23 protein-coding genes are annotated in these 20,691 nt (G+C 22.1%); 6 read left to right on the top strand and 17 right to left on the bottom strand.

Annotation, left to right across the window (positions count from 1 at the left end):
* Window positions 1–173 precede the first annotated feature (173 nt).
* From SPIRDC1_RS09710 to SPIRDC1_RS09670, 9 genes are all read right to left on the bottom strand, one after another.
* Window positions 174–608 carry a hypothetical protein gene (locus SPIRDC1_RS09710; RefSeq protein WP_174481624.1) on the bottom strand — a complete coding sequence of 145 codons (435 nt, stop codon included), beginning with the start codon at window positions 606–608 and terminating at the stop codon, window positions 174–176.
* Window positions 609–3,437: 2,829 nt separating this feature from the next.
* Window positions 3,438–4,268, bottom strand: coding sequence for a hypothetical protein (locus tag SPIRDC1_RS09700; protein WP_174480784.1), 831 nt, complete (start codon window positions 4,266–4,268; stop codon window positions 3,438–3,440).
* Between the two features lie 3 nt (window positions 4,269–4,271).
* On the bottom strand, window positions 4,272–4,529 hold the full coding sequence (locus SPIRDC1_RS09695) for a hypothetical protein (RefSeq protein WP_174480332.1): 258 nt from the start codon (window positions 4,527–4,529) through the stop codon (window positions 4,272–4,274).
* A 604-nt stretch (window positions 4,530–5,133) separates the two neighbouring features.
* Window positions 5,134–5,979, bottom strand: a complete 846-nt coding sequence (locus tag SPIRDC1_RS09690; protein ID WP_174481622.1) for a RecT family recombinase — start codon at window positions 5,977–5,979, stop codon at window positions 5,134–5,136.
* Window positions 5,980–6,089: 110 nt separating this feature from the next.
* Window positions 6,090–6,281: a hypothetical protein gene (locus SPIRDC1_RS09685; RefSeq protein WP_174480720.1), complete on the bottom strand. Its 192-nt coding sequence runs from the start codon at window positions 6,279–6,281 to the stop codon at window positions 6,090–6,092.
* A complete protein-coding gene (locus SPIRDC1_RS09680; RefSeq protein ID WP_174480719.1) occupies window positions 6,274–6,498 on the bottom strand; it encodes a hypothetical protein in 225 nt (74 codons plus the stop codon). Before SPIRDC1_RS09680 ends, SPIRDC1_RS09685 begins: the two co-directional genes overlap by 8 nt.
* Window positions 6,499–6,501: 3 nt before the next feature.
* Entirely contained in the window at window positions 6,502–7,143 is a 642-nt protein-coding gene (locus SPIRDC1_RS09675; RefSeq protein ID WP_174481462.1) for a PD-(D/E)XK nuclease family protein, read from the bottom strand.
* Complete coding sequence (locus SPIRDC1_RS10405) at window positions 7,136–7,258, bottom strand: hypothetical protein (RefSeq protein ID WP_255495914.1); 123 nt, start codon at window positions 7,256–7,258, stop codon at window positions 7,136–7,138. The genes SPIRDC1_RS09675 and SPIRDC1_RS10405 overlap by 8 nt, the downstream gene beginning before the upstream one ends.
* Before the next feature lie 17 nt (window positions 7,259–7,275).
* A complete protein-coding gene (locus tag SPIRDC1_RS09670) occupies window positions 7,276–7,485 on the bottom strand; it encodes a hypothetical protein (RefSeq protein ID WP_174480717.1) in 210 nt (69 codons plus the stop codon).
* A gap of 1,351 nt (window positions 7,486–8,836) precedes the next feature.
* Here SPIRDC1_RS09670 and SPIRDC1_RS09665 point away from each other — a divergent pair.
* From SPIRDC1_RS09665 to SPIRDC1_RS09650, 4 genes are all read left to right on the top strand, one after another.
* Entirely contained in the window at window positions 8,837–8,977 is a 141-nt protein-coding gene (locus SPIRDC1_RS09665) for a hypothetical protein (protein WP_174481621.1), read from the top strand.
* 83 nt (window positions 8,978–9,060) lie between these two features.
* Window positions 9,061–10,299, top strand: coding sequence for an IS256 family transposase (locus SPIRDC1_RS09660; RefSeq protein WP_174481620.1), 1,239 nt, complete (start codon window positions 9,061–9,063; stop codon window positions 10,297–10,299).
* A gap of 220 nt (window positions 10,300–10,519) precedes the next feature.
* A complete protein-coding gene (locus SPIRDC1_RS09655) occupies window positions 10,520–11,758 on the top strand; it encodes an IS256 family transposase (RefSeq protein WP_174481619.1) in 1,239 nt (412 codons plus the stop codon).
* Window positions 11,759–12,483: 725 nt separating this feature from the next.
* On the top strand, window positions 12,484–13,023 hold the full coding sequence (locus SPIRDC1_RS09650) for a hypothetical protein (RefSeq protein ID WP_174481618.1): 540 nt from the start codon (window positions 12,484–12,486) through the stop codon (window positions 13,021–13,023).
* On the opposite strand, the gene rnhB is transcribed toward SPIRDC1_RS09650, so the two are convergent.
* The 8 genes from rnhB to SPIRDC1_RS09610 all read right to left on the bottom strand — a co-directional run bounded on the left by rnhB (window position 13,016) and on the right by SPIRDC1_RS09610 (window position 18,029).
* Window positions 13,016–13,633, bottom strand: a complete 618-nt coding sequence (gene rnhB / locus SPIRDC1_RS09645) for a ribonuclease HII (RefSeq protein ID WP_174481617.1) — start codon at window positions 13,631–13,633, stop codon at window positions 13,016–13,018. The genes SPIRDC1_RS09650 and rnhB overlap by 8 nt on opposite strands.
* Window positions 13,623–14,525, bottom strand: coding sequence for a ribosome biogenesis GTPase YlqF (ylqF, locus tag SPIRDC1_RS09640; RefSeq protein ID WP_174481616.1), 903 nt, complete (start codon window positions 14,523–14,525; stop codon window positions 13,623–13,625). The genes rnhB and ylqF overlap by 11 nt, the downstream gene beginning before the upstream one ends.
* A gap of 85 nt (window positions 14,526–14,610) precedes the next feature.
* Complete coding sequence (gene rplS / locus SPIRDC1_RS09635; protein WP_174481615.1) at window positions 14,611–14,976, bottom strand: 50S ribosomal protein L19; 366 nt, start codon at window positions 14,974–14,976, stop codon at window positions 14,611–14,613.
* A gap of 3 nt (window positions 14,977–14,979) precedes the next feature.
* Entirely contained in the window at window positions 14,980–15,741 is a 762-nt protein-coding gene (trmD, locus tag SPIRDC1_RS09630; RefSeq protein ID WP_174481614.1) for a tRNA (guanosine(37)-N1)-methyltransferase TrmD, read from the bottom strand.
* Window positions 15,734–16,249, bottom strand: coding sequence for a ribosome maturation factor RimM (gene rimM / locus SPIRDC1_RS09625; RefSeq protein ID WP_174481613.1), 516 nt, complete (start codon window positions 16,247–16,249; stop codon window positions 15,734–15,736). Before rimM ends, trmD begins: the two co-directional genes overlap by 8 nt.
* A gap of 1 nt (window position 16,250) precedes the next feature.
* A complete protein-coding gene (locus SPIRDC1_RS09620; RefSeq protein ID WP_174481612.1) occupies window positions 16,251–16,490 on the bottom strand; it encodes a KH domain-containing protein in 240 nt (79 codons plus the stop codon).
* 31 nt (window positions 16,491–16,521) lie between these two features.
* The gene (gene rpsP / locus SPIRDC1_RS10425; RefSeq protein WP_174481611.1) at window positions 16,522–16,896 is read right to left on the bottom strand and encodes a 30S ribosomal protein S16; all 375 of its coding nucleotides are present in this window, start codon (window positions 16,894–16,896) and stop codon (window positions 16,522–16,524) included.
* A gap of 260 nt (window positions 16,897–17,156) precedes the next feature.
* Window positions 17,157–18,029 carry a hypothetical protein gene (locus SPIRDC1_RS09610; RefSeq protein ID WP_174481610.1) on the bottom strand — a complete coding sequence of 291 codons (873 nt, stop codon included), beginning with the start codon at window positions 18,027–18,029 and terminating at the stop codon, window positions 17,157–17,159.
* Between the two features lie 1,094 nt (window positions 18,030–19,123).
* Here SPIRDC1_RS09610 and SPIRDC1_RS09605 point away from each other — a divergent pair.
* Both SPIRDC1_RS09605 and SPIRDC1_RS09600 read left to right on the top strand, forming a co-directional pair.
* Window positions 19,124–20,146, top strand: a complete 1,023-nt coding sequence (locus SPIRDC1_RS09605; protein WP_174481609.1) for a hypothetical protein — start codon at window positions 19,124–19,126, stop codon at window positions 20,144–20,146.
* Window positions 20,147–20,285: 139 nt separating this feature from the next.
* On the top strand, window positions 20,286–20,630 hold the full coding sequence (locus SPIRDC1_RS09600; RefSeq protein WP_174481608.1) for a hypothetical protein: 345 nt from the start codon (window positions 20,286–20,288) through the stop codon (window positions 20,628–20,630).
* Window positions 20,631–20,691: the final 61 nt, after the last annotated feature.

Raw genomic sequence — 20,691 nt, 5'->3', positions numbered from 1 at the left:
TTTTAATGACAAAAAGAAAACAATTTAAATATAATGAAAAAATAATACAAAATGCAGTTAAAAATGCTTATGAAGATGAAAAATTAATTAAAATAGTAAAAAGATTAGAAAAAAAGTAAAAGTTACCTTAATTGGTAACTTTTTAATTAGATTGTGGGGAAATATTATTTTGTTTAGACTTTACCAGAAAAATCATGAAGATAATAAAAATTAACATAAGGTGCATATTTAACAATGGTAATATTACCATTAGAAACAACAATATTATTTAATTTATCTTTTATTTCTCTTTCGCTATTATTCATATTTAATCCATACAGATTTAAAAATTTACTAAACATTGTTCCACTAATTTCAATTTTTATATATCCTTCTTTATTATAAAAATCATTAAGAGAACCAGCAATATCTAATACATCATTTTTATAAAGTTTTAAATCCATTACTTGAATTGATTTATTAATAATAATAACGTTAAATTTATTAATTTTATCAAATGTGGCTGTAAAAGTTTGTGGTAAACCTTGTTCAACACCACATGCATTTAAATTTATTACTGAAAATGATGTTAAAGTAACTACTGATAATAATTTTAAAATGAATTTCATATTTTATATTTCCTCATCTATATAATATTGATAATATTAATTATATATTATTTTATCTTGCATTTAAAACTATTTTATTAATATTAGCATTCGCTTTATTTGTATATATTTTAGCATAATTATTATTAGAACCAGAATTATATTGTTCTGTATGCGCTTTACTTGGTGTTACAAAAATATTAATTTTTCAATTTAAATTATTATTTGAATTACTTAAAATATCAAAACCAATTGGATTTTTATTAGTAAAATCTAAAGAAGAAACTGAATAATATACTTTAAAAGAATAATTTAATAAATTAAATTGTGATTTATTACCTTGATAATAAACATAAGAAAAAGCTCTTCAATTACCACTTCCACCTACTGGTTTAAATTCAGTTTTTTTATCAATATTAGGTATTGATTTTGAAAATATTAAATCTTTTAAATTAATTTCAATTGAACTAGTTAATTCTTTTGCAGGATTAAAATTTTCATCAGTTCCTCATTGACTAGGATTAGAATCTCTAAAAGAACCTATATTATAACTATAATTTATAGTTATTGATTTATAATATCTTTTTAAATCATTAAAAGTATTAATTAACAATGTAGGGTCTAAATAATCTTTTAAATTAATGTCAATATTTTTAGAAACTGGACTATTTTTATTAAATCATTCTTGTGTATTATTATGTGGATTACCACCAGAAAATATAATTAATGGTATATCTTTATAATTTAATTCTACTTTTAAATCTGGATTAATAATAATTGATTTTGCTATATTTTGTGGACTTGGTGGTAATATTTTTGCTGGATAACTAAATGTAGTTTCTTCACTTTCTTCATATTCATCATGATTTAATTTATATAAAGTTGTTCAATTAAAATCATTACCAGTCAAATAACCCATATTATTATATCTAAACTGAGCAACTGATATTTCATTATAATCACCTTGATAAGTAAATGGATTATCACTATAAAATGTATGTCTTTCTTCACCTTGATGTAATGATTGAGTTACAATTGTATCAATAATATAAGCATAATTTGAACCATCAATAACTCCATTTGCTGTTGGATTTCATTGACATTCAGTATCTTCATTAGTTAATGGTGAAGCAATATCTAAAAATTCAGTATCTTCTGCTAAAATATAAACTTTATTATTTTTCTTTTGTGATAAATCAACTGTACTTATTTGTTCTTTTACTTCTAACTTTTTACCAGTTTTAGCATCTCATGGATAAACACTTACTCTATCACTTAATTTCATTGTCATAGCAGTTGTTGAAACATGTGAACCTAACATTTTACCTAATGCAAACTCACTTGAATTACTAAATACATTTAAAGGAATAAATCAATTATTATCATTATTACCAATAATACTTGATAAATTTGAAGCAAAAAATGCACTCATAAATCCATTAAAAAATGGCATATTTTTATATTGTTGAGAATTTTGAGTAATAATAAATCCTACTGGAATACCTAATGTTAAAGCATTTAATAATTTACCTACTAATGGAATTGAACTTAAAGCAAATGGTAATCATTGTACACTATCATAAGGCATTTGAATTAATGAACTAAATACTACACTATTAAAATTTAATATTGCTGACATATATTTTTGTGATATTTTTTTATAATCAACAGTTGGTGAACCAATAACTAATCCAGTATCTGGGTCTTTATATTTAAAATTACTACTCATATCAACATTATATTCACCTTGTAAATTATTTATATTTCATTCACTATCTCAAAAGAATTTTGCTTTACCAATAGCATCACCATTACTTTTAATTGCTAATTCTTTATTACATGTTAATATTCCTTGAAAATCTTTTTGAGCTAACATATCAAATTTTCTTGCTTCTAAAAATTTTTGTCATGTATCATAATGAGTAAATCCAGTAGGTTTTGCGTCCATAATATTATAAAATGTAGTTTCTGGATGACTACTTGTTGTTATTTTATCATTTATTCCAGCAAGTAAACCACCATTATTTTTAACTTCAGTTGTAGATTTTTCATTATTACCAGCAATAAATAATCTTCTTGAAGCAAATACTTTACTTTCAAATATTTCTTCATTATTTTGTTGTATTGGTTCTTGACCTTGAATTATTGGTCTTCCATAATAATAACAACTTGTTAATAATTCTAATCCATAACTTTGTCTATGACTATATCTTACACCAATATCACGCATTAAAGTACGATTTAAAGTTACTTTTCCTTGTTGAATAGTTGGGAAAGCATAACCACTACCTGGGCTTGCATATTGTACAAAATCAAGTGTATTTTGACCACTAGAAACTACTCTATCATTTAAACTACTAAAAGTTAATACTTGCATACTAAATGCACCATTATAAGGACTATAATAATTTGTTACATTTGAAATATATAATAATTGTCTATCTTGATTTTTACCACTATTACCACCAATATTTTCATTTTCATCATTAAATACACAAAAAAATTGTAAATAATCATCAATTGTAATATGTTCTTCAAACATTACTAAAGTATATTGTCTTTTTGTTTGTACTGTTTTAAATATTTGATTATTTGGTAAATTACTAAAATCAACACCACTTGTATCATCAATTAAATAAGCATTTCAATAATCNTATTTTCTAATAATAAATCTACTGCTTTTGATATTGGATCATTGTTATTAAGATTATCTTTTTTAGCCATCTGTAACTCACTCTTTCTAGATATATAAATTATATTTACTAGAATTAATTAAACATAGTTATTTTTGTAAGTCACACAGATTACTAAACATTCCCAAAAATGCCTTTAATAGGCATTTTTACTTATTTATAAACTCATGTGATTATAATCTCAATTTAATGAAGCATTATCATAATTTAATGGTACTTCGGTCATATTATCACTACCATAATATTGACTTGATGTTTCACTATTAATTGTGAATCTATTATCATTAATTAATCTTGTAGTTTCATTATTAAATGGTGTTTCTTGCATTTCTTCAATATGATTAGTTGTTTCCATAGGTAATAAATTATGAATAATTTCACTTGCACCAGCAATTATGGTAGGTACTGCATAAGCATTCATAAAATCATTATTTATACCCATTGCTACACCACTACTAATCAAACAACCACCAGTAGCCATATTACATATCTTTCTTATTGCTTCAAATTTATTAGGTATTAACTCAGTAATTCCAGCAACCAAATTGGCAATACCATATGAATTTAAAGATATATATGTATCTCAATCCATTAAATGATTATCAATAGTATCATGATTACTAAATAATAAATCTGGTGGAAATGGGTCAACAGTAGTAGTTGTTATTGGATTTTCTGTTGGATTAGGATTAATATCTGCATTAGTAAATTTACTATAATTAACTAAACCAATTGTTCCTAATCCTAATAATATTTTTTTACTACTATTAATTAATTTAGTTTTTGAACTTGGCATTTGATTTAAATTTCAAATATCAATTCCTAATTTTTTACTAAATAATAAAGCATTAATACTTCCTAAAATAGGATTTCCTATTAATTGACCATAATAAGCACTGGTACCAATCATGGCAGATAATGGTGCTATTCCAGTTCTTATTAATTTTAATAAAGTATAATTTGATTGTGAGTTTTCTGTATTTGGCATTTTCTATTCTCCTTTTATAAATTTAAATTTCATATTTCCAATAGTATCTCTATTATTACCGACAATAATTAAATATCCAGTTTGATTATTTTCTAATATTCATGAATAATAAATATCTTGTGGATATAATTTTGGATATAAATTTAATGCTAATAAATAACATAAAGCATCTTCTTTATTTTTTAATAAACTTACTGTTTTACATATTATTTCTTTAGGACTTTTTTCATTATAAAATCATTCAGTTTTAATGTTTCTCATTATTTCACATCCTTTTATGAACTCATCAGCACCGTTTACTACGGTGGACTATAGAATTATAATGTTATCCAAATTTTAATAATTCTATAGTTTCGTTCTGTATAAAATAAAATTTAGGACTTACATTGACATATTTAAATAAAAATAGGAGTTAAACAGGTTATATGTCAAATGCCTATCATTTTATTTAATCTTTTATTATTGCTATTGCTCCTAAAATAAGAGCAACTAAACAAAATAATAATATGATTGCTACTGGTGTAGTTGCTATCACTATTAATAATATTCCTCATCAAGGCATTATTTACTCTCCTCTTTTCATGTCATTTCAAACTGAATTTTAAATTTTCCAAATAAAATAAATGCTAGTAAATTATAAGGAATAGAGATTAAAGATAATAATAAAAATATTGGTAAAATTAATATTCTTAATAAGATATAAAATAATTTCATTAATCAAATTCACCTTTTTATATAAATTCAAGTACTTTATAATAAGCAGTAAGTTTACCGGCTTCTTTTAAAGAATCACATAAACAAATACTAATTTGTTTTTTTATTCAAATAATTAATTTTTCTTTATTCATATTAAATTTACCTTTCACTAGACCTCAAAATTTTCTATAATTTCTTCTTCTTTTTCTAATTCTTTTAATTTAGATAAAGTAGAATTTATATCAGTATTATCAATATTATTATTTGAATTAATAATTTTAACTTCTTCACCAGTATTATCTTTATAAGCAATTGTTTCTTCATCAATTACTACACCTTGGTCTAATTGAAGTGCTAAATTAATATCATCTTGATTATTTAATACTATAATTGGTGTTTTATTAATTTCTCTAATTAATGCTTTTACAACTGTTTTTAAAGCCATTTGGTCAAAAGCAGAAGTTCATATATGATTTAATTTTCATTCTTGACTTTTTTTATTATAAGTTTTGCCATATTTATCTTTATGTTGATTAATTTCTTCAACAGTCATTCCTTTATAAAAATTATTAATTTTACCATTTTTATCTAAAAGTGAAATATAACAATAATAACCAATAGTATTAATTGTTTTTCTTTCAAAAATTAATGCTGGATTAATTTCTCATTTATTATTTTCTTTATTAAATTTATGTGCTGTTGTTATTTTTTCTCTTTGAAAATCAACAACTAATCCAGTTCTTTGTAATAATGTTAATCAACCATCTTCTTGAATTTGAACTTGTAATTCATCACCATAAGGAATTAATGCTAATTCTTTTTTAATAGGATTAATTGAAAGATTTAATTTATATAAATTAAATAAAGCATTAAATAAACTTTGTTGATTCATATTTCTTAAATCTTTACTAGAATTTCTAATCATTTCATAATAATTTCTAAATTTTAATAATTCTTCTTTATTACTTTTAATAAAATTAGGAATTTTTAATTCATTTTTAGTATTATTACTCATTATTTTCTTCTCCTTTTTTATTTAATAATTCTAAAATTTCATCTAATTTTTTATTAATTTTTCCTAAGTGTTTTAATAAAATTAAAGTTTGATTATCCATAATTTTTCTCCTATCATTTTTTAATTGTTTTAAATCTATTATCTAAATGTACTTCAATATTTTTACTAGGATTAACTATTAAATGACTATTCATAACAATTCAATTATTTAAATTACTATCTAATTTTTTAGGTAATTTATCAAATTCAATTGAATTACAAGAATAAATATTTTTTTCTTTAATTGTTTTTTCATTAATCATTTTTATTTCTTCTTAATCATTCTTTAATATTATTTTTTAAAATATTTAATTCTTTAATTTGACCTCTGAACACATCTAATTCTCATAAATTTAATTGACTTAAATTAATTTCTTCAATTTGATATTCTAAAAATTCAATTCTAGCATTAAGATTTTTAACTAATAATTCATTAAAATTACATTTTTTATTTTTACAATATTCCAATTTATATTCCATTTTTTATTTTTCTCCTTTAAAATAATTTGTTTTTGCATTTATTCATTCAAGTATTAATTCATTGGTTATTTCAATTTCTATTTCTTTTTGAGTATTTTTATTAGTTAAATAAACATAAGTTTTATTAGATGGCCATATACCATTAGCAAGTAACATACAATAATAAGCAGTTAATTGTAATTTAATTCTTTTTAATTTATCATCATCTATACAGGCATAAGTTTTATAATCTACTAAATAATATTTATTTTCTTTTTTATCTCAATAAACTAAATCTGGTGTTCCAGCAATTACACTATCATTAATAGGTTTTTCTATAATAAATTCATAATTATTTTTATTTTTAAATTTTTCTTGTAAAAATATAAGTGATTTTTTACAATAAGAATAATTTATATTATTAGTTACTGGTTTTAATTTTTTTAATAAATTATTAATTATATTTTCTTGATTAATATTTTGTAAATATAATTCATTAAGTTTATGAACTCATTTACCACGAACTGAAGCATTTTTTAATACTTCTGGTGCTATATGACTATATCCAAAACCTAAATAATTATCAATAATTCTAGAAACAGATATTAATTCTTTATTTTCTAAAAAATATTGATGAGTTTCTTTTTTAAAAATAAATTTACTCATATTTTTTTCTACCTATTAATATTCAAAAACATTTATTACATAATCTATTACCAAAAGAAGATTGTTTTCTACATTTATCACAAGAACTATTCATTCTATATTCTCTATATTCCATAAATATTTTTCCTTTCATTAATTAAGTTTTTTATTTAATTCCTTATTATTTAAATTTATGTCTAATTCCATTACTAATATTTCATATTTTTCAATATAAGCATCTTTAATTAAATGATGTTTATAATTTCTATGATAATTATTAGCATGCTCTACAGTTGAAAATGCTTTAAATTTTATTTGATTAGTATAATTGACTTCATATTTTAATAAGTAAATATATTTCATATTTATTTTTCTCCTTTTAATTTTTTATTGTGTTATGATATTGTTAATGAGGTATGTATTTATATATAAACCCCCTATTTTTTTAAATAATACAAATGTAATTATTAATATAGATTAATGGGTTATTTACTGAGCCATAATAAGGCTATTCAAATTAATCTATAATTACATTAAGCGATACAGTGTAACATTTTAACTTGCTTAACATTAAATGCTCTTTTATTCTGATATAGAAGTATTTACATTTTGTACTCACTATTAGACTTCTACGACAGTTTTATTAAGTTTTAATCTTTTAACAAAAAAAGAACGATAGTTATATCGTTCTTTGTTATCCAATTATGAATCTATCCATTAAAGTTATGCGCCCGAATTACTAAAAAAGAATTTGGTAAATCTATAATAACTAATTTAGATAATATTTTTATTGGTTATACTAATGAAAATTTAAAATTAACTGGTGATGGTGCAACTTATCTTAAATCTACTGCTAATTATTTAAAAATTGATTATGCTGTAGATAAATGACATCCATTACAAAAATTAAAACAAGTATTTATTGTAGGAAAAGGTAAAAGAACAAAAGAAAATAATAAAAAATTAAATTATGCTTATTATAAATTATTTTTAAATGGTAATTATTATAAATTATTAGATTATTTAAAAGAAAATAATGCTGATGAAAAAATATATGAATATTTTAAAAATAATAAAAAAGGTATTGAAAATCAAAATGCTATTTGAAATATTGGTTGTAGTGCTGAAAGTGATGTTTATCATTTAATAAAATCAATATCTAATAATAATGCAAAAATTTATTCAAAAGAAGCATTTTTTAATTTATTAAAATTAAAACAAGCAAGAATTAATAAATTAAAAATATTTGTTTAAATTTATAAAATTTAATAAATCTAAACCTAAGTAGTTAGGAATTTTTAAATTATATTAATAAAAATAAAATACTAAAATACTTTATATTTTATAAATACTATGGTATAATAATACCAACAATTAATAATTTATTTTGTCTTTTATTTAAAGAAAATTAAATTATAACTAGACTTGAAATACGCCCACAATAATATTAAAACTACCACTACTTTTATTTTTTATTAGTAGTGAATTAATTAATTCTTTTTTAAAGATTGAATTTTGTTTAGAAACTATTTTAAATAATAGTTTAAGTAAAATAGATAAATTAAAAAAAGTTAGTAAAGATACTATGTTAGTTATATCATTTTAGTAATAGTTTACTTGTTTATTTTTTAGTGATATTTTTAAAAAATGAAAGAATGGTTTATATAAAAAATAACGCAAAATGAAGTTGATTCATTATAAGAAGTAGTTGTTATTGGATTTACTAGAACATATAATACTAAGTTTAATATTAAAACATAGTATTAGTTATGATAGTTTTTTTAATATTCAAGAAATAAATGAAAATGCTGAACTAGATTTTACTATTAATAGTAGTCAAAAAGGGAATGTTTAGTAATCTGTGTGACTTACAAAAATAACTATGTTTAATTAATTCTAGTAAATATAATTTATATATCTAGAAAGAGTGAGTTACAGATGGCTAAAAAAGATAATCTTAATAACAATGATCCAATATCAAAAGCAGTAGATTTATTATTAGAAAATACTGAGAATTTAACAACAGTTTTTAAAGAGGGAGGCTTATATAAAGAATTAACTAAACGATTGGTAGAAAAAATGTTGAATTCTGAGATGCAAAATTATTTAGGACACGAAAGAAATCAACGCATTAATAATGACAATGTTCGTAATGGTACAACATCAAAAAAATTAATAACTCAACAAGGTAAAATTGAAATTGATGTACCAAGAGATCGCAATAGTAATTTTGAACCAGTAATAATCACAAAAAGACAGAGAAGATTTGATGGTTTTGATCAACAAGTTCTTTCACTATATGCAAAAGGTATGACTTTATCAGATATTAGAATGCAGTTGCAAGAGTTATATGATGGCGCAGATATTAGCGAAAGCGTAATTAGTCAAATTACTGATGATGTCATTGATGATGTCAAAGCATGGCAAAATCGTCCATTAGATAGTGTTTATCCAATCATTTATTTTGATTGTATCGTAGTTAAAGTACGTCAGGATAAACGTATTATTAACAAATCAGTTTATATAGCTTTAGGAGTTGATTTAGAAGGTAAAAAAGATGTTTTAGGTTTATGAATTAGTGAAAATGAAGGTGCTAAATTCTGATTAAATAATTTTACAGAAATGAAAAATCGAGGCTTAAATGATATTCTTATTGCTTGTAGTGATAATTTAACAGGCATGTCAGAGGCAATACAATCAGTTTATCCTAAAACTGAACATCAATTATGCATAGTTCATCAAATTAGAAATAGCTTAAAATATGTTTCATACAAACATCGAAAGTCTCTAGTTATCGATTTAAAGCCAATTTATACAGCATGTAGTGAAGAACAAGCAATGCAAGCTTTAGAATCATTTGAAAGTAAATGAAATAAACAATATCCACAAATTGCTAAATCTTGATATAAAAATTGAGAAAATTTAATGGTTTTTATTAGTTATCCAGCAGAAATTAAAAGGGTAATTTATACTACAAATGCTATTGAATCTGTTAATAGCCAATTACGAAAAGTTATTAGAAATAAAAAAGTTTTTCCTAATGATATGGCAGTTTTTAAAATTTTTTACTTAGCAATTGAAAATATCACAAAAAAATGAACATTGCCTATTCAAAATTGAAATACAGCAATTGCTCATTTTATGATAAAATTTGAAGACAGAATTAATCTGAACTAGTACTTTGTAAAACAAAGAAACACAGATTACTAAAAAGCCTCGTCAAAAATTTAATTTTATTTCAATATAAGTTGTTTTAAATTGATTTTTAAAAAGATTATAACTTAAAAGTTACAATCTTTTTTGGGAATGTTTAGTAATCTGTGTGACTTACAAAAATAACTATGTTTAATTAATTCTAGTAAATATAATTTATATATCTAGAAAGAGTCAGTTACAGATGGCTAAAAAAGGTAATCTTAATAACAATGATCCAATATCAAAAGCAGTAGATTTATTATTAGAAAATACTGAGGATTTAACAACAGTTTTTAAAGAGGGAGGCTTATATAAAGAATTAACTAAACGATTGGTAGAAAAAATGTTGAATTCTGAGATGCAAAATTATTTAGGACACGAAAGAAATCAACGCAGTAATAATGACAATGTTCGTAATGGTACAACATCAAAAAAATTAATAACTCAACAAGGTAAAATTGAAATTGATGTACCAAGAGATCGTAATAGTAATTTTGAACCAGTAATAATCACAAAAAGACAGAGAAGATTTGATGGTTTTGATCAACAAGTTCTTTCACTATATGCAAAAGGTATGACTTTATCAGATATTAGAATGCAGTTGCAAGAGTTATATGATGGCGCAGATATTAGCGAAAGCGTAATTAGTCAAATTACTGATGATGTCATTGATGATGTCAAAGCATGGCAAAATCGTCCATTAGATAGTGTTTATCCAATCATTTATTTTGATTGTATCGTAGTTAAAGTACGTCAGGATAAACGTATTATTAACAAATCAGTTTATATAGCTTTAGGAGTTGATTTAGAAGGTAAAAAAGATGTTTTAGGTTTATGAATTAGTGAAAATGAAGGTGCTAAATTCTGATTAAATAATTTTACAGAAATGAAAAATCGAGGCTTAAATGATATTCTTATTGCTTGTAGTGATAATTTAACAGGCATGTCAGAGGCAATACAATCAGTTTATCCTAAAACTGAACATCAATTATGCATAGTTCATCAAATTAGAAATAGCTTAAAATATGTTTCATACAAACATCGAAAGTCTCTAGTTATCGATTTAAAGCCAATTTATACAGCATGTAGTGAAGAACAAGCAATGCAAGCTTTAGAATCATTTGAAAGTAAATGAAATAAACAATATCCACAAATTGCTAAATCTTGATATAAAAATTGAGAAAATTTAATGGTTTTTATTAGTTATCCAGCAGAAATTAAAAGGGTAATTTATACTACAAATGCTATTGAATCTGTTAATAGCCAATTACGAAAAGTTATTAGAAATAAAAAAGTTTTTCCTAATGATATGGCAGTTTTTAAAATTTTTTACTTAGCAATTGAAAATATCACAAAAAAATGAACATTGCCTATTCAAAATTGAAATACAGCAATTGCTCATTTTATGATAAAATTTGAAGACAGAATTAATCTGAACTAGTACTTTGTAAAACAAAGAAACACAGATTACTAAAAAGCCTCTTTTTTATACTTTTATTATTTTTTTGTGTTATTATTTATACAAATATTTATTTGCTTAGTAATTGCGTTAATGTAGCGAATTAATAGTAGTAAAGGGTTATTAAGAGTAAATATTTAACTATTACAATTGTTTATACAATTTCATCTGAAAGATAATTAAATATTTACTTATTTTTTTAATTTGATTAATTTTTAGTTATTCAAATTGTATTAAACATAATAGTTTTATTAATCACAATTTAATATATAACTTATTATATTTATTTGAATCTTTAAAACGAAAGGTGGGAATCCTCCGGTCGGGTATTTAATGGTTAGATTGATATATGTAGGGTAATTTTTTGCATTATTAATTAATAAATCTCTTTTCTTGTTCCTATTCATTCCTATTCAGATGGGAATTTTTTTTTATTTTTAAATAAATTAATAAAATAAAAGAGTAGGAGTGGGTAATAAAACAATATTAATGGTTGGTTCCACCCAGACCCTTGGGTGGGTGGACCGTGGGGTTTACCCCACTGGGGTGTGCTACGAAGTAGCAAGGGGCAAAGCCCCTATATACTTGATAAATGTATATACCTAATATAGCTATTTTTCTATATTAGGATTTTTATTAAATTAAATATCCAAATAAAAAAGGAAAAATAAAATGTTAAAAAAATATATAAAGAAATATTTTCAACTATGTTAGTAATAGATAATAAAGATAATAAATTTTGTTTTAAAATAAATATAATTAAAACTTCTAATAAAATTAGACAAAAATACAATATTAAAAAAGAAATAATCAATGACTTATTATTACCATATAAAAATGTTACTAGTTATTCTACTGAATTATTTCCACTACACTATTTATTAGAAAATATTAGCAAAGACATTATTAATAATAATTCCTTTCAAAAAATATTAAATAAAAATATAATAAATAAAATAGAAAAAATCTATAAAAAATATCAAGATTTTGACCATGATTTTCAAAAAAGATTCTTTTATTTAGAAGTTGCCTATAATATTAAAACACCTACAAGCCAATTAGAAAAGAACTTACAAAAACATGGACTTCAATCATTTAAAAATATTTTAATAAATCAAGGAACTAAACCAATTAAAGAAATTTTTAATATTCAAAATAATAAATTATTAGCAACAGATATAAATAAATTAGATAATAACTTATTACCAGTAAATAATTGTAATAATAAAAGTTTCTCTATTATATAATTCCGCTATATTTTTTAACGGGCGCACAACTAATACGATGAATATCACAAATACCATAATTTTGTAATGCTATCTGATGATTTTTTGTATAATACCCTTTATGATTTTTAAACCCATAATTAGGATATTGAGTATCATAATCAATCATAATTTTATCTCTTACTACTTTAGCAATAATCGAAGCGCTAGCAATATTAAGTGATTTTTGATCACCTTTAACTATTGCTTCAACTTTTCCTAGAAAATTAGGAAATTGCGGTTTTTCAAAATCAACTAAACACACATCAGGTACTATTTTTAATTTATTAAATGCTTCTATCATTGCTAAAATACTAGTCTGCTTAGGATTATGAATATTAACAAATTGATGACTTTTAATACTAACGGCAACTGTTAGTGCATTATCAATTATAATTTGATACATTGCTATTCGTTGTTTTGCTGATAATTGTTTTGAATCTTTAATTAAAGGATGATTAAAGTTTGGTTTAAGAATAACGCTTGCAACAACAATTGGTGCTGCAATAGCTCCCCTTCCCACTTCATCAAAACCAACAATTAATGTTCTTGATGAATAATTATCAATTTCGTATCGTAAACTACTTTTCATGTTTTAAAATCTTAGGTGGTATTTCAAATGAAATTAATCCTAGTTTCCCTACTTGTAAATCATTAATAAATAAATTCATGGCGCGATGAGTATTATCTTCATCATTAGTCAATTTTAAATGATATTTTTGTGCTAATTTCTTAAAATAAAGAAATAATGTTTCATCATTAATATTTTTAATTTCAAAATTAATATTATAATATTTTACTAATCTTTCATAATAATTCTCAAGTAAAAATGTTAAAGCAAAATTAGCGATTTCTTCTAAAAATAAATGTTTAACAGGAATTGCTTTAATTAAAGCTAAAATCATTACTACTTTTTGATCATTCATTTTTGGTGGTAAAATACCAGGACTATCTAACAAATCAATTGTTGGATTTAATTTAATTCATTGTTGACCTCTAGTAACACCAGGTATATTAGCAGTTTGTGTTACTTTACGTTGTAATAAATTATTGATAAATGTTGATTTACCCGTATTTGGTAATCCCATAATTAATACCTTAATTTTTGGATTAACAATACCTTTTGCCAATTCTTTTTCCATTTGCGGTTCCATTAATTTAGTAATTAAATTTAACAACTGCGGTTTCATTTTTGTAGTTAATGATTTTGCCAATAAAACAGAAAAACCTTGATTTTCAAAAAAAGTAACTCATTCTTTAGTAAAATTATCATCTGCTAAATCAACTTTGTTAAGAACAATAATTCTTATTTTTTTCTCTAATAAACGATCTAATAAAGTACTTTTTGTTGCTAATGGTGCTCGTGCATCTAAAACTTCAATTGCAACATCAATAATTGGTAACTTAGTTTCAATTGCTTTAATGGCTTTCATCATATGACCAGGGAATCAATGAATTTGATTATGGGTACTTTCATTAGGCATTTTTTTAACTCCTTTAATACATTTTATTATTATTTTATATCAATTTAGAAAACCACCATTGATTTTAATAACGGTGGTTTAATTATTATTTAACGGGTTTTACTGTTTTAATTTCTTTAATTCTAGCAGCTTTACCACTTAATTTACGTAAGTAGAAAATACGTGCTCTTCTTACTTTACCCTTACGAATAACGTTAATTTTATCAATTAATGGTGAATGTAAAGCAAATGTTTTTTCGACACCTTTACCACCAACATTTTTACGAACAATAACATTTTGCGTAATTCCTGAACCTTTGCGAGCAATAACTACTCCTTCAAACATTTGAATACGTTCTTTTTTTTCTTCTTTAATTTTAGAAAAAACTTGGATTGTATCTCCAGATTTAAAATTAGGAAGATTATGATTTAGTTGACTTTCGCTAACTAATTTAATAATTGCATTTTGCATGTTTTATTTCTCCTTTCGTTTATTTTTTTTAAGTGAAGATTTATATTCTTCAATTATTATTTTATCTTTTGCAGATAATTGATATTTTTTAAATAAATCAATTCTTTTTTTATAAGTATTAATTAATGCTTGTTGATGACGATATTCTGCTATCTTTTCATGGTGACCACCAATTAGAACTTCTGGAACTTTCATACCTAGTACTTCTTCTGGTCTTGTATATGTTGGATAATCCAATAATGAGTTATTAAAAGAATCATTAAGATGAGATTGATGTTGAATAACATTAGGAATTAACCTAGTAATACAATCAATAATAACCATTGCTGGTAATTCACCACCAGTTAATACATAATCACCAATTGAAATCTCTTCATGAATATAAGACATAATGCGTTCATCAATACCTTCGTAATGACCACAAACTAAAATATAATTAATATTTTTTTGACTATATTTATAAGCTAATTGTTGATTTCATTGTTGACCTTGTGGACTAAGTAAAATTGTTTTAGCCTCAGGATATTTAAGTTTTACGCTATTAATAGCATTAATTACTGGCATTGCTTGTAAAACCATACCATTGCCACCACCATAAGGAGCATCATCAACTTGTTGGTGTTTATTATTAGCAAAACTTCTAATATCAATAATATCAATGCTAATTTGTTTTTTAGTAATAGCTCGTTTGATGATTGATGTTTGCATAAAATCATTAAAAGCATTGGGAAATAAAGTTATAATTGTGAATTGGTTTTTAGTCATTATTAATTAATCCTTCAATAATATTAAAATAAACTTTTTGTTCTTCTTTATTAATTTTATTAATAAATACTTTATTATTAGGAATAAAAAAGGTTTTTTTATTAGTCATTTTTATTTCTCATAAACCTTGATGATTATTATCTAAGAAAGCAATAACTTTTCCTAAAAAAGCATTATTATTAGCATCAAATGCTTCATAATTTAGAATATCTTCATAAAATCAAGGTAAGTTGTCATTAATTATTTCTTCAGTATTAATAACTAAATTTTTATTTTTCATACCTTCTACTAACTCAATAGTATTATAATTTTCAAATGTTAATAATAAAAAATGCTTATGATTTCTTACTCTTGAAATAATTAAAGGTGTTAGTTGTTTAGTTTCTTCTAAATAAACTGTTGTTTTTTCTTTTCATGAAAATTTATTACCATAATAATTACATAAAACCTTAACTTCACCAATAAGACCATGAGTATTAACAATAGTACCTAATTCTAAATATTTCATCTTAAAACTCATTAATTACTAATTTAATAGTATTGTTTTCTAAATATGCTTTGCTTTCAATAATTGTTGATAATGCACGAATAGTATTTCCTTTTTTACCAATCAATACTGATATTAATGATTTTGGTACCATTAATATTAAATCATAGTGATTTTTTTCTACTAATTCGCGAATCTCAACTTCACAAATTTTATCAAGTAAAATTGGTTCAATTAAACGTTCTAACAATGTTACATACATATTAATTAATCACTTGTAGCATATTTTAATATTAAGTAGCGGGTGCTTCTTCTTTTTTAATAAAATCAGTAGTAGCAGTTTTTTTATTTTTTACAGTAACTTTTTTTGTTATTTTTTTAGGTTTGCTACTTTTTCTCTCTTGTCTTAGATTATGAAATTTAGTCATAATTCCTTCTGCTGATAATAAACTACGAACAGTTTCTGTTGGTTGAGCACCATTTGATAAAAATTTTAATGCTTTTACTTCATCGATAGTTACTTGTTTTTCTTTGCTTGTTGGATTATAAGTACCTAATTTATCAATATATCTACCATTAAGTTTTGTTCTTGCATCAATCGCAACAATTCTGTAACTAGGTTGCACTGATTTACTTTTTCCTGTTGGTATTAAGCGTAATTTAACCATAAATTACCTCCTTCTATTAATTTGTGGCAAATAAACCTTTTTAATAATATCTTATTCACATAATGATGTCAAGTTAAAATACTTAACAGATAAAAAGATTTTAAAATAATAATTTCTTTATTTTTACTAAGTTACATATTTTTTCTAAATAAATAAGTTTTTCTATTAAAAACACTTACTGATGTAAGTATTTAAATAATTTATTTATTAATATTTAATTATTAAAATTAACAATTATTTTAATAACTATATTTATGTATTTACATTTTTGGCAAAATTGGTTTACTAAAAATACTGGTTGATTGAGAACTTACATCATCATCATTAATAAATGGATTTAATTTTTCTGGATAAGAAGATTCTTCACTATCGCTACTTGCATTTGAATCAAAACCACTATCTTGTGAACAAAATGAACTTCTTTTTTTACTTAGTACTTCAATTGCTTCCTCTGCAATTTCACATTCAGGTTCATTATTAGTTTTTTCACTGAGCATTTTTTTAAATTCTTCTTCTAAAATGTCAAGTTCTGCAAGAACACTAGTTATTTCAAACATATTTTTCTTTAGTTTTTCAATCAAAATAGTAGTTTTTTCTTGTTTTAGTTTTTCATTTTCTAATTCTTTACCTTTTATCAATTCTTCATTATTAATTTTATAATTTTCTAATTCTTCTTGTTGAACTGTTATTTTTTTATTTCAATCTCAAAAACCAAAAGTAATAATTTTTAAAAAATTATTTTTTCATTTAGTAATTTTTTTATTATTTAAACTTGCAATAATAATACTATATTTATTATTGACTACTAAATAATTATCAATAGTCTGTTGATTTTGATCTAAAATTTTGGCAATTTGTTCTATTTCATATTTATAATTTTCCTGATATTTTTTCTTAGTTTTTATTATTTCTTCTTTTAAAAAAATAAAAAAATTGTTATATTTTTGTTCTTCTTCTATAGTTATATTAAATAATGAAAAAATATTGTCTAATTTTTCAATTAATTCATTATATATTTCTATATTTTTTCTTATTTCATGATAATAATATTGTTGCATCAAATCTATACTATTAATATTATTTGTATTTAAACTTTTTATAAACTTATTTATATTAACTAAATCATTTACCATTCTTCTTTACCTCTTATTTTTTTTATTAATAAACCCGTTTACTTAAAAAAAGCAATGGGTTAAAAACTTATATTAAAAACTTATATTAAAAACTTATATTAAACTTAATAATTATATTATAAATATTATTTTTTGTTTTACAAAATTTATTTATTTTTCATAAAATTAGTTTTTTTTACTCTTATTAAAGTCAAAATACTATAATTTTAATAATCTATTTTATAATTAATTTATAGTAAAAAATGCTTTTAATTAATAATTATTGCCAATACTAAAGTTTTTTATTACAATTAATAATAATTTCCAAAAAGAAGAAGTTTCAAATATTATGTGTTAGAATAAGAATACAAGATTCACACTATCACATCTTGTCCCATAAGTGTTTAACTAAGTTTTTGATTATAAAATTAATATTTAAAAAATTAGAAAAAATATAAAAGTTTATAAAAAACTTGCATAACAAATTATACTTATTTAAAAATTATTAGATTCCCTTGTATAAAGAATTTGAGATAAAATATGAGCATTACTTCAATTTTAAGATATGTTGATGTTATATAAATATAATAATAGTAACCTACTTTAAAATCATTAAATAATTTTAAAAATAACATTTTAGAATTTAAAGTTAATAATATTTTTTAACTTGTTTAAAAAATTATTAAAATTAGTAATTTTTACTAAAATTTAAAAAAGTCATTTATAATGATAGGAGATTAAAAGAGATAACTGACTTTTAAAATATATTTTAATTAAAAGTTATCAAATTATAAAAGAAAGTTAGGTGCCAAATAATGTTAATTAATATAACAACTAATAATTGCATCATTAAAATAGAGGTTTTTTATTTCAATGTTTCATTGATGCAAACTTAACTATTGAACAAAAAAATACATCTGATTATCTAATGATTTAAAAATCTAAAGTTAATAGTCATTTTTTAACTTGTTTAAAAAAATTATTAAAATTGGTAATTTTTACTAAAATTTAAAAAAGTCATTTATAATGATAGAATATTAAAGAAGATAGTTAACCTTAAAAGACTTTTTAATTAAATTATTAAAACTACAAAAAAGAAAGTTAGGTGCCAAATAATGTTAATTAACAAAACAGCTGATGAGTGTATAATTGAAAATGGCGGTGCTTTATTCCAATGTTTCGTTGATACAAATTTAACTGTTGATCAAAAAAAAATGTGTATAAATTGAATTGTTTTATTTTTAAACTATCAAGATGCAGTTATTCTTTGTGATGAAGAAAAAATTAATAGTTTACAAAAAGAACTTTCAGAAACATTCACAACAGATTATTATAAAAATGCTTTAAAAGAATTTAATAATGCAAATCTTATATATAAAAAAAGTATACTTACCAATTTTAAAAACGTATGTTTGGAAAATACTTCACAAGATATTATTAATATTATCACTCAATTCCATCAGTCATTTATTAAAACAATAGATGAACATAAAAAATCACTTACCTTTTTGAATTTAAATAAAATATATGAAAATCTTTTATTATTATTTTTTATAATTCACTACCATTTAGGCTATCAATTTAAACAAGAATTAATTCCAATCATTAGAAGTTTCACTAATATGATTAAAATTCCTATTTATATTGAACAAAATGATAGTCATGTTAAAATGTTATTAATGAAAAAAATTTTGCAAGATAATGAACAATTATTTGAAGATCTCGAATTAATTCAATTGAGAAATTTTATTCATAGTTTAGATGATATATTTGCTAATGGTCTTAATATTAGTAGTGCTATTGAAAAATTAATATTAACTAGACCACATAAAATAAAACATTCAATGAATATGTTATTTAAAAAACACGGTATTAAACTACAAGAAATACTTTGAAAAAATAATAAAGAAAGTAATCCTACCATTGGTAATATGATTATGCACTTATTTGCTTATGAAACATATTATGTGCAAAGAAATCACAACTATGAAACATATGAACAACTAGTATTAAATAATGTTTTAACAGATCCTCTTTTTCAAAAAATATTTATTGAATATAAAACAAAAAATCAAATTAATAAGGTGTTATTTAAAAATAATGATTACTTTAATTTTTTACTTAGAAAATTAAAGTAATTTTTTTACACTTTTTTTATTTATAGATCATATATAAATATTTTTAAATATCATTATAAAATTAACTTGTCACTACTATTGGTTTTTTATCCAAAGTGACATAATTAACATTTTTTATCTCGAAAGGAACAATAATAAAATGTCAACAAATAAATATGATTTTGATATTGAAAAAGATAAAAATTGAGAACAAGCAGTGAAATGTAAAGAAAATATTTTTATTAAATGCCGAACAGAAAAAAATACTATTATATGCAAATTATTAGAAGATAAAGATAAAACAGAAATGCAACAAAATGAAGTAAAAACATTTCAAATACTATTTAAAAAAAGAACGTCAGAAAATAATAATTTATGTAATAAAAATTTAGAAAATATACAATTTGAACAAATAACTACATGAAATAAATATTTACAAAAAGAAATTAACAGTAATACCACTAATTATTTTTTTGACAAAAAAAGAAGAAGCAATACTTTTTAATCAATATTATATTAATTTTACAATAAAAATGTACCTAAAAATTTAAAGGTACATTTTTATT

This window comes from Spiroplasma endosymbiont of Danaus chrysippus (assembly GCF_902809815.1).
Taxonomy (GTDB): Bacteria; Bacillota_I; Bacilli_A; order Mycoplasmatales; family VBWQ01; genus Spiroplasma_E.
Note: the sequence above shows the minus strand (reverse complement) of the source record. Positions and strands in the feature narration are given on the sequence as shown.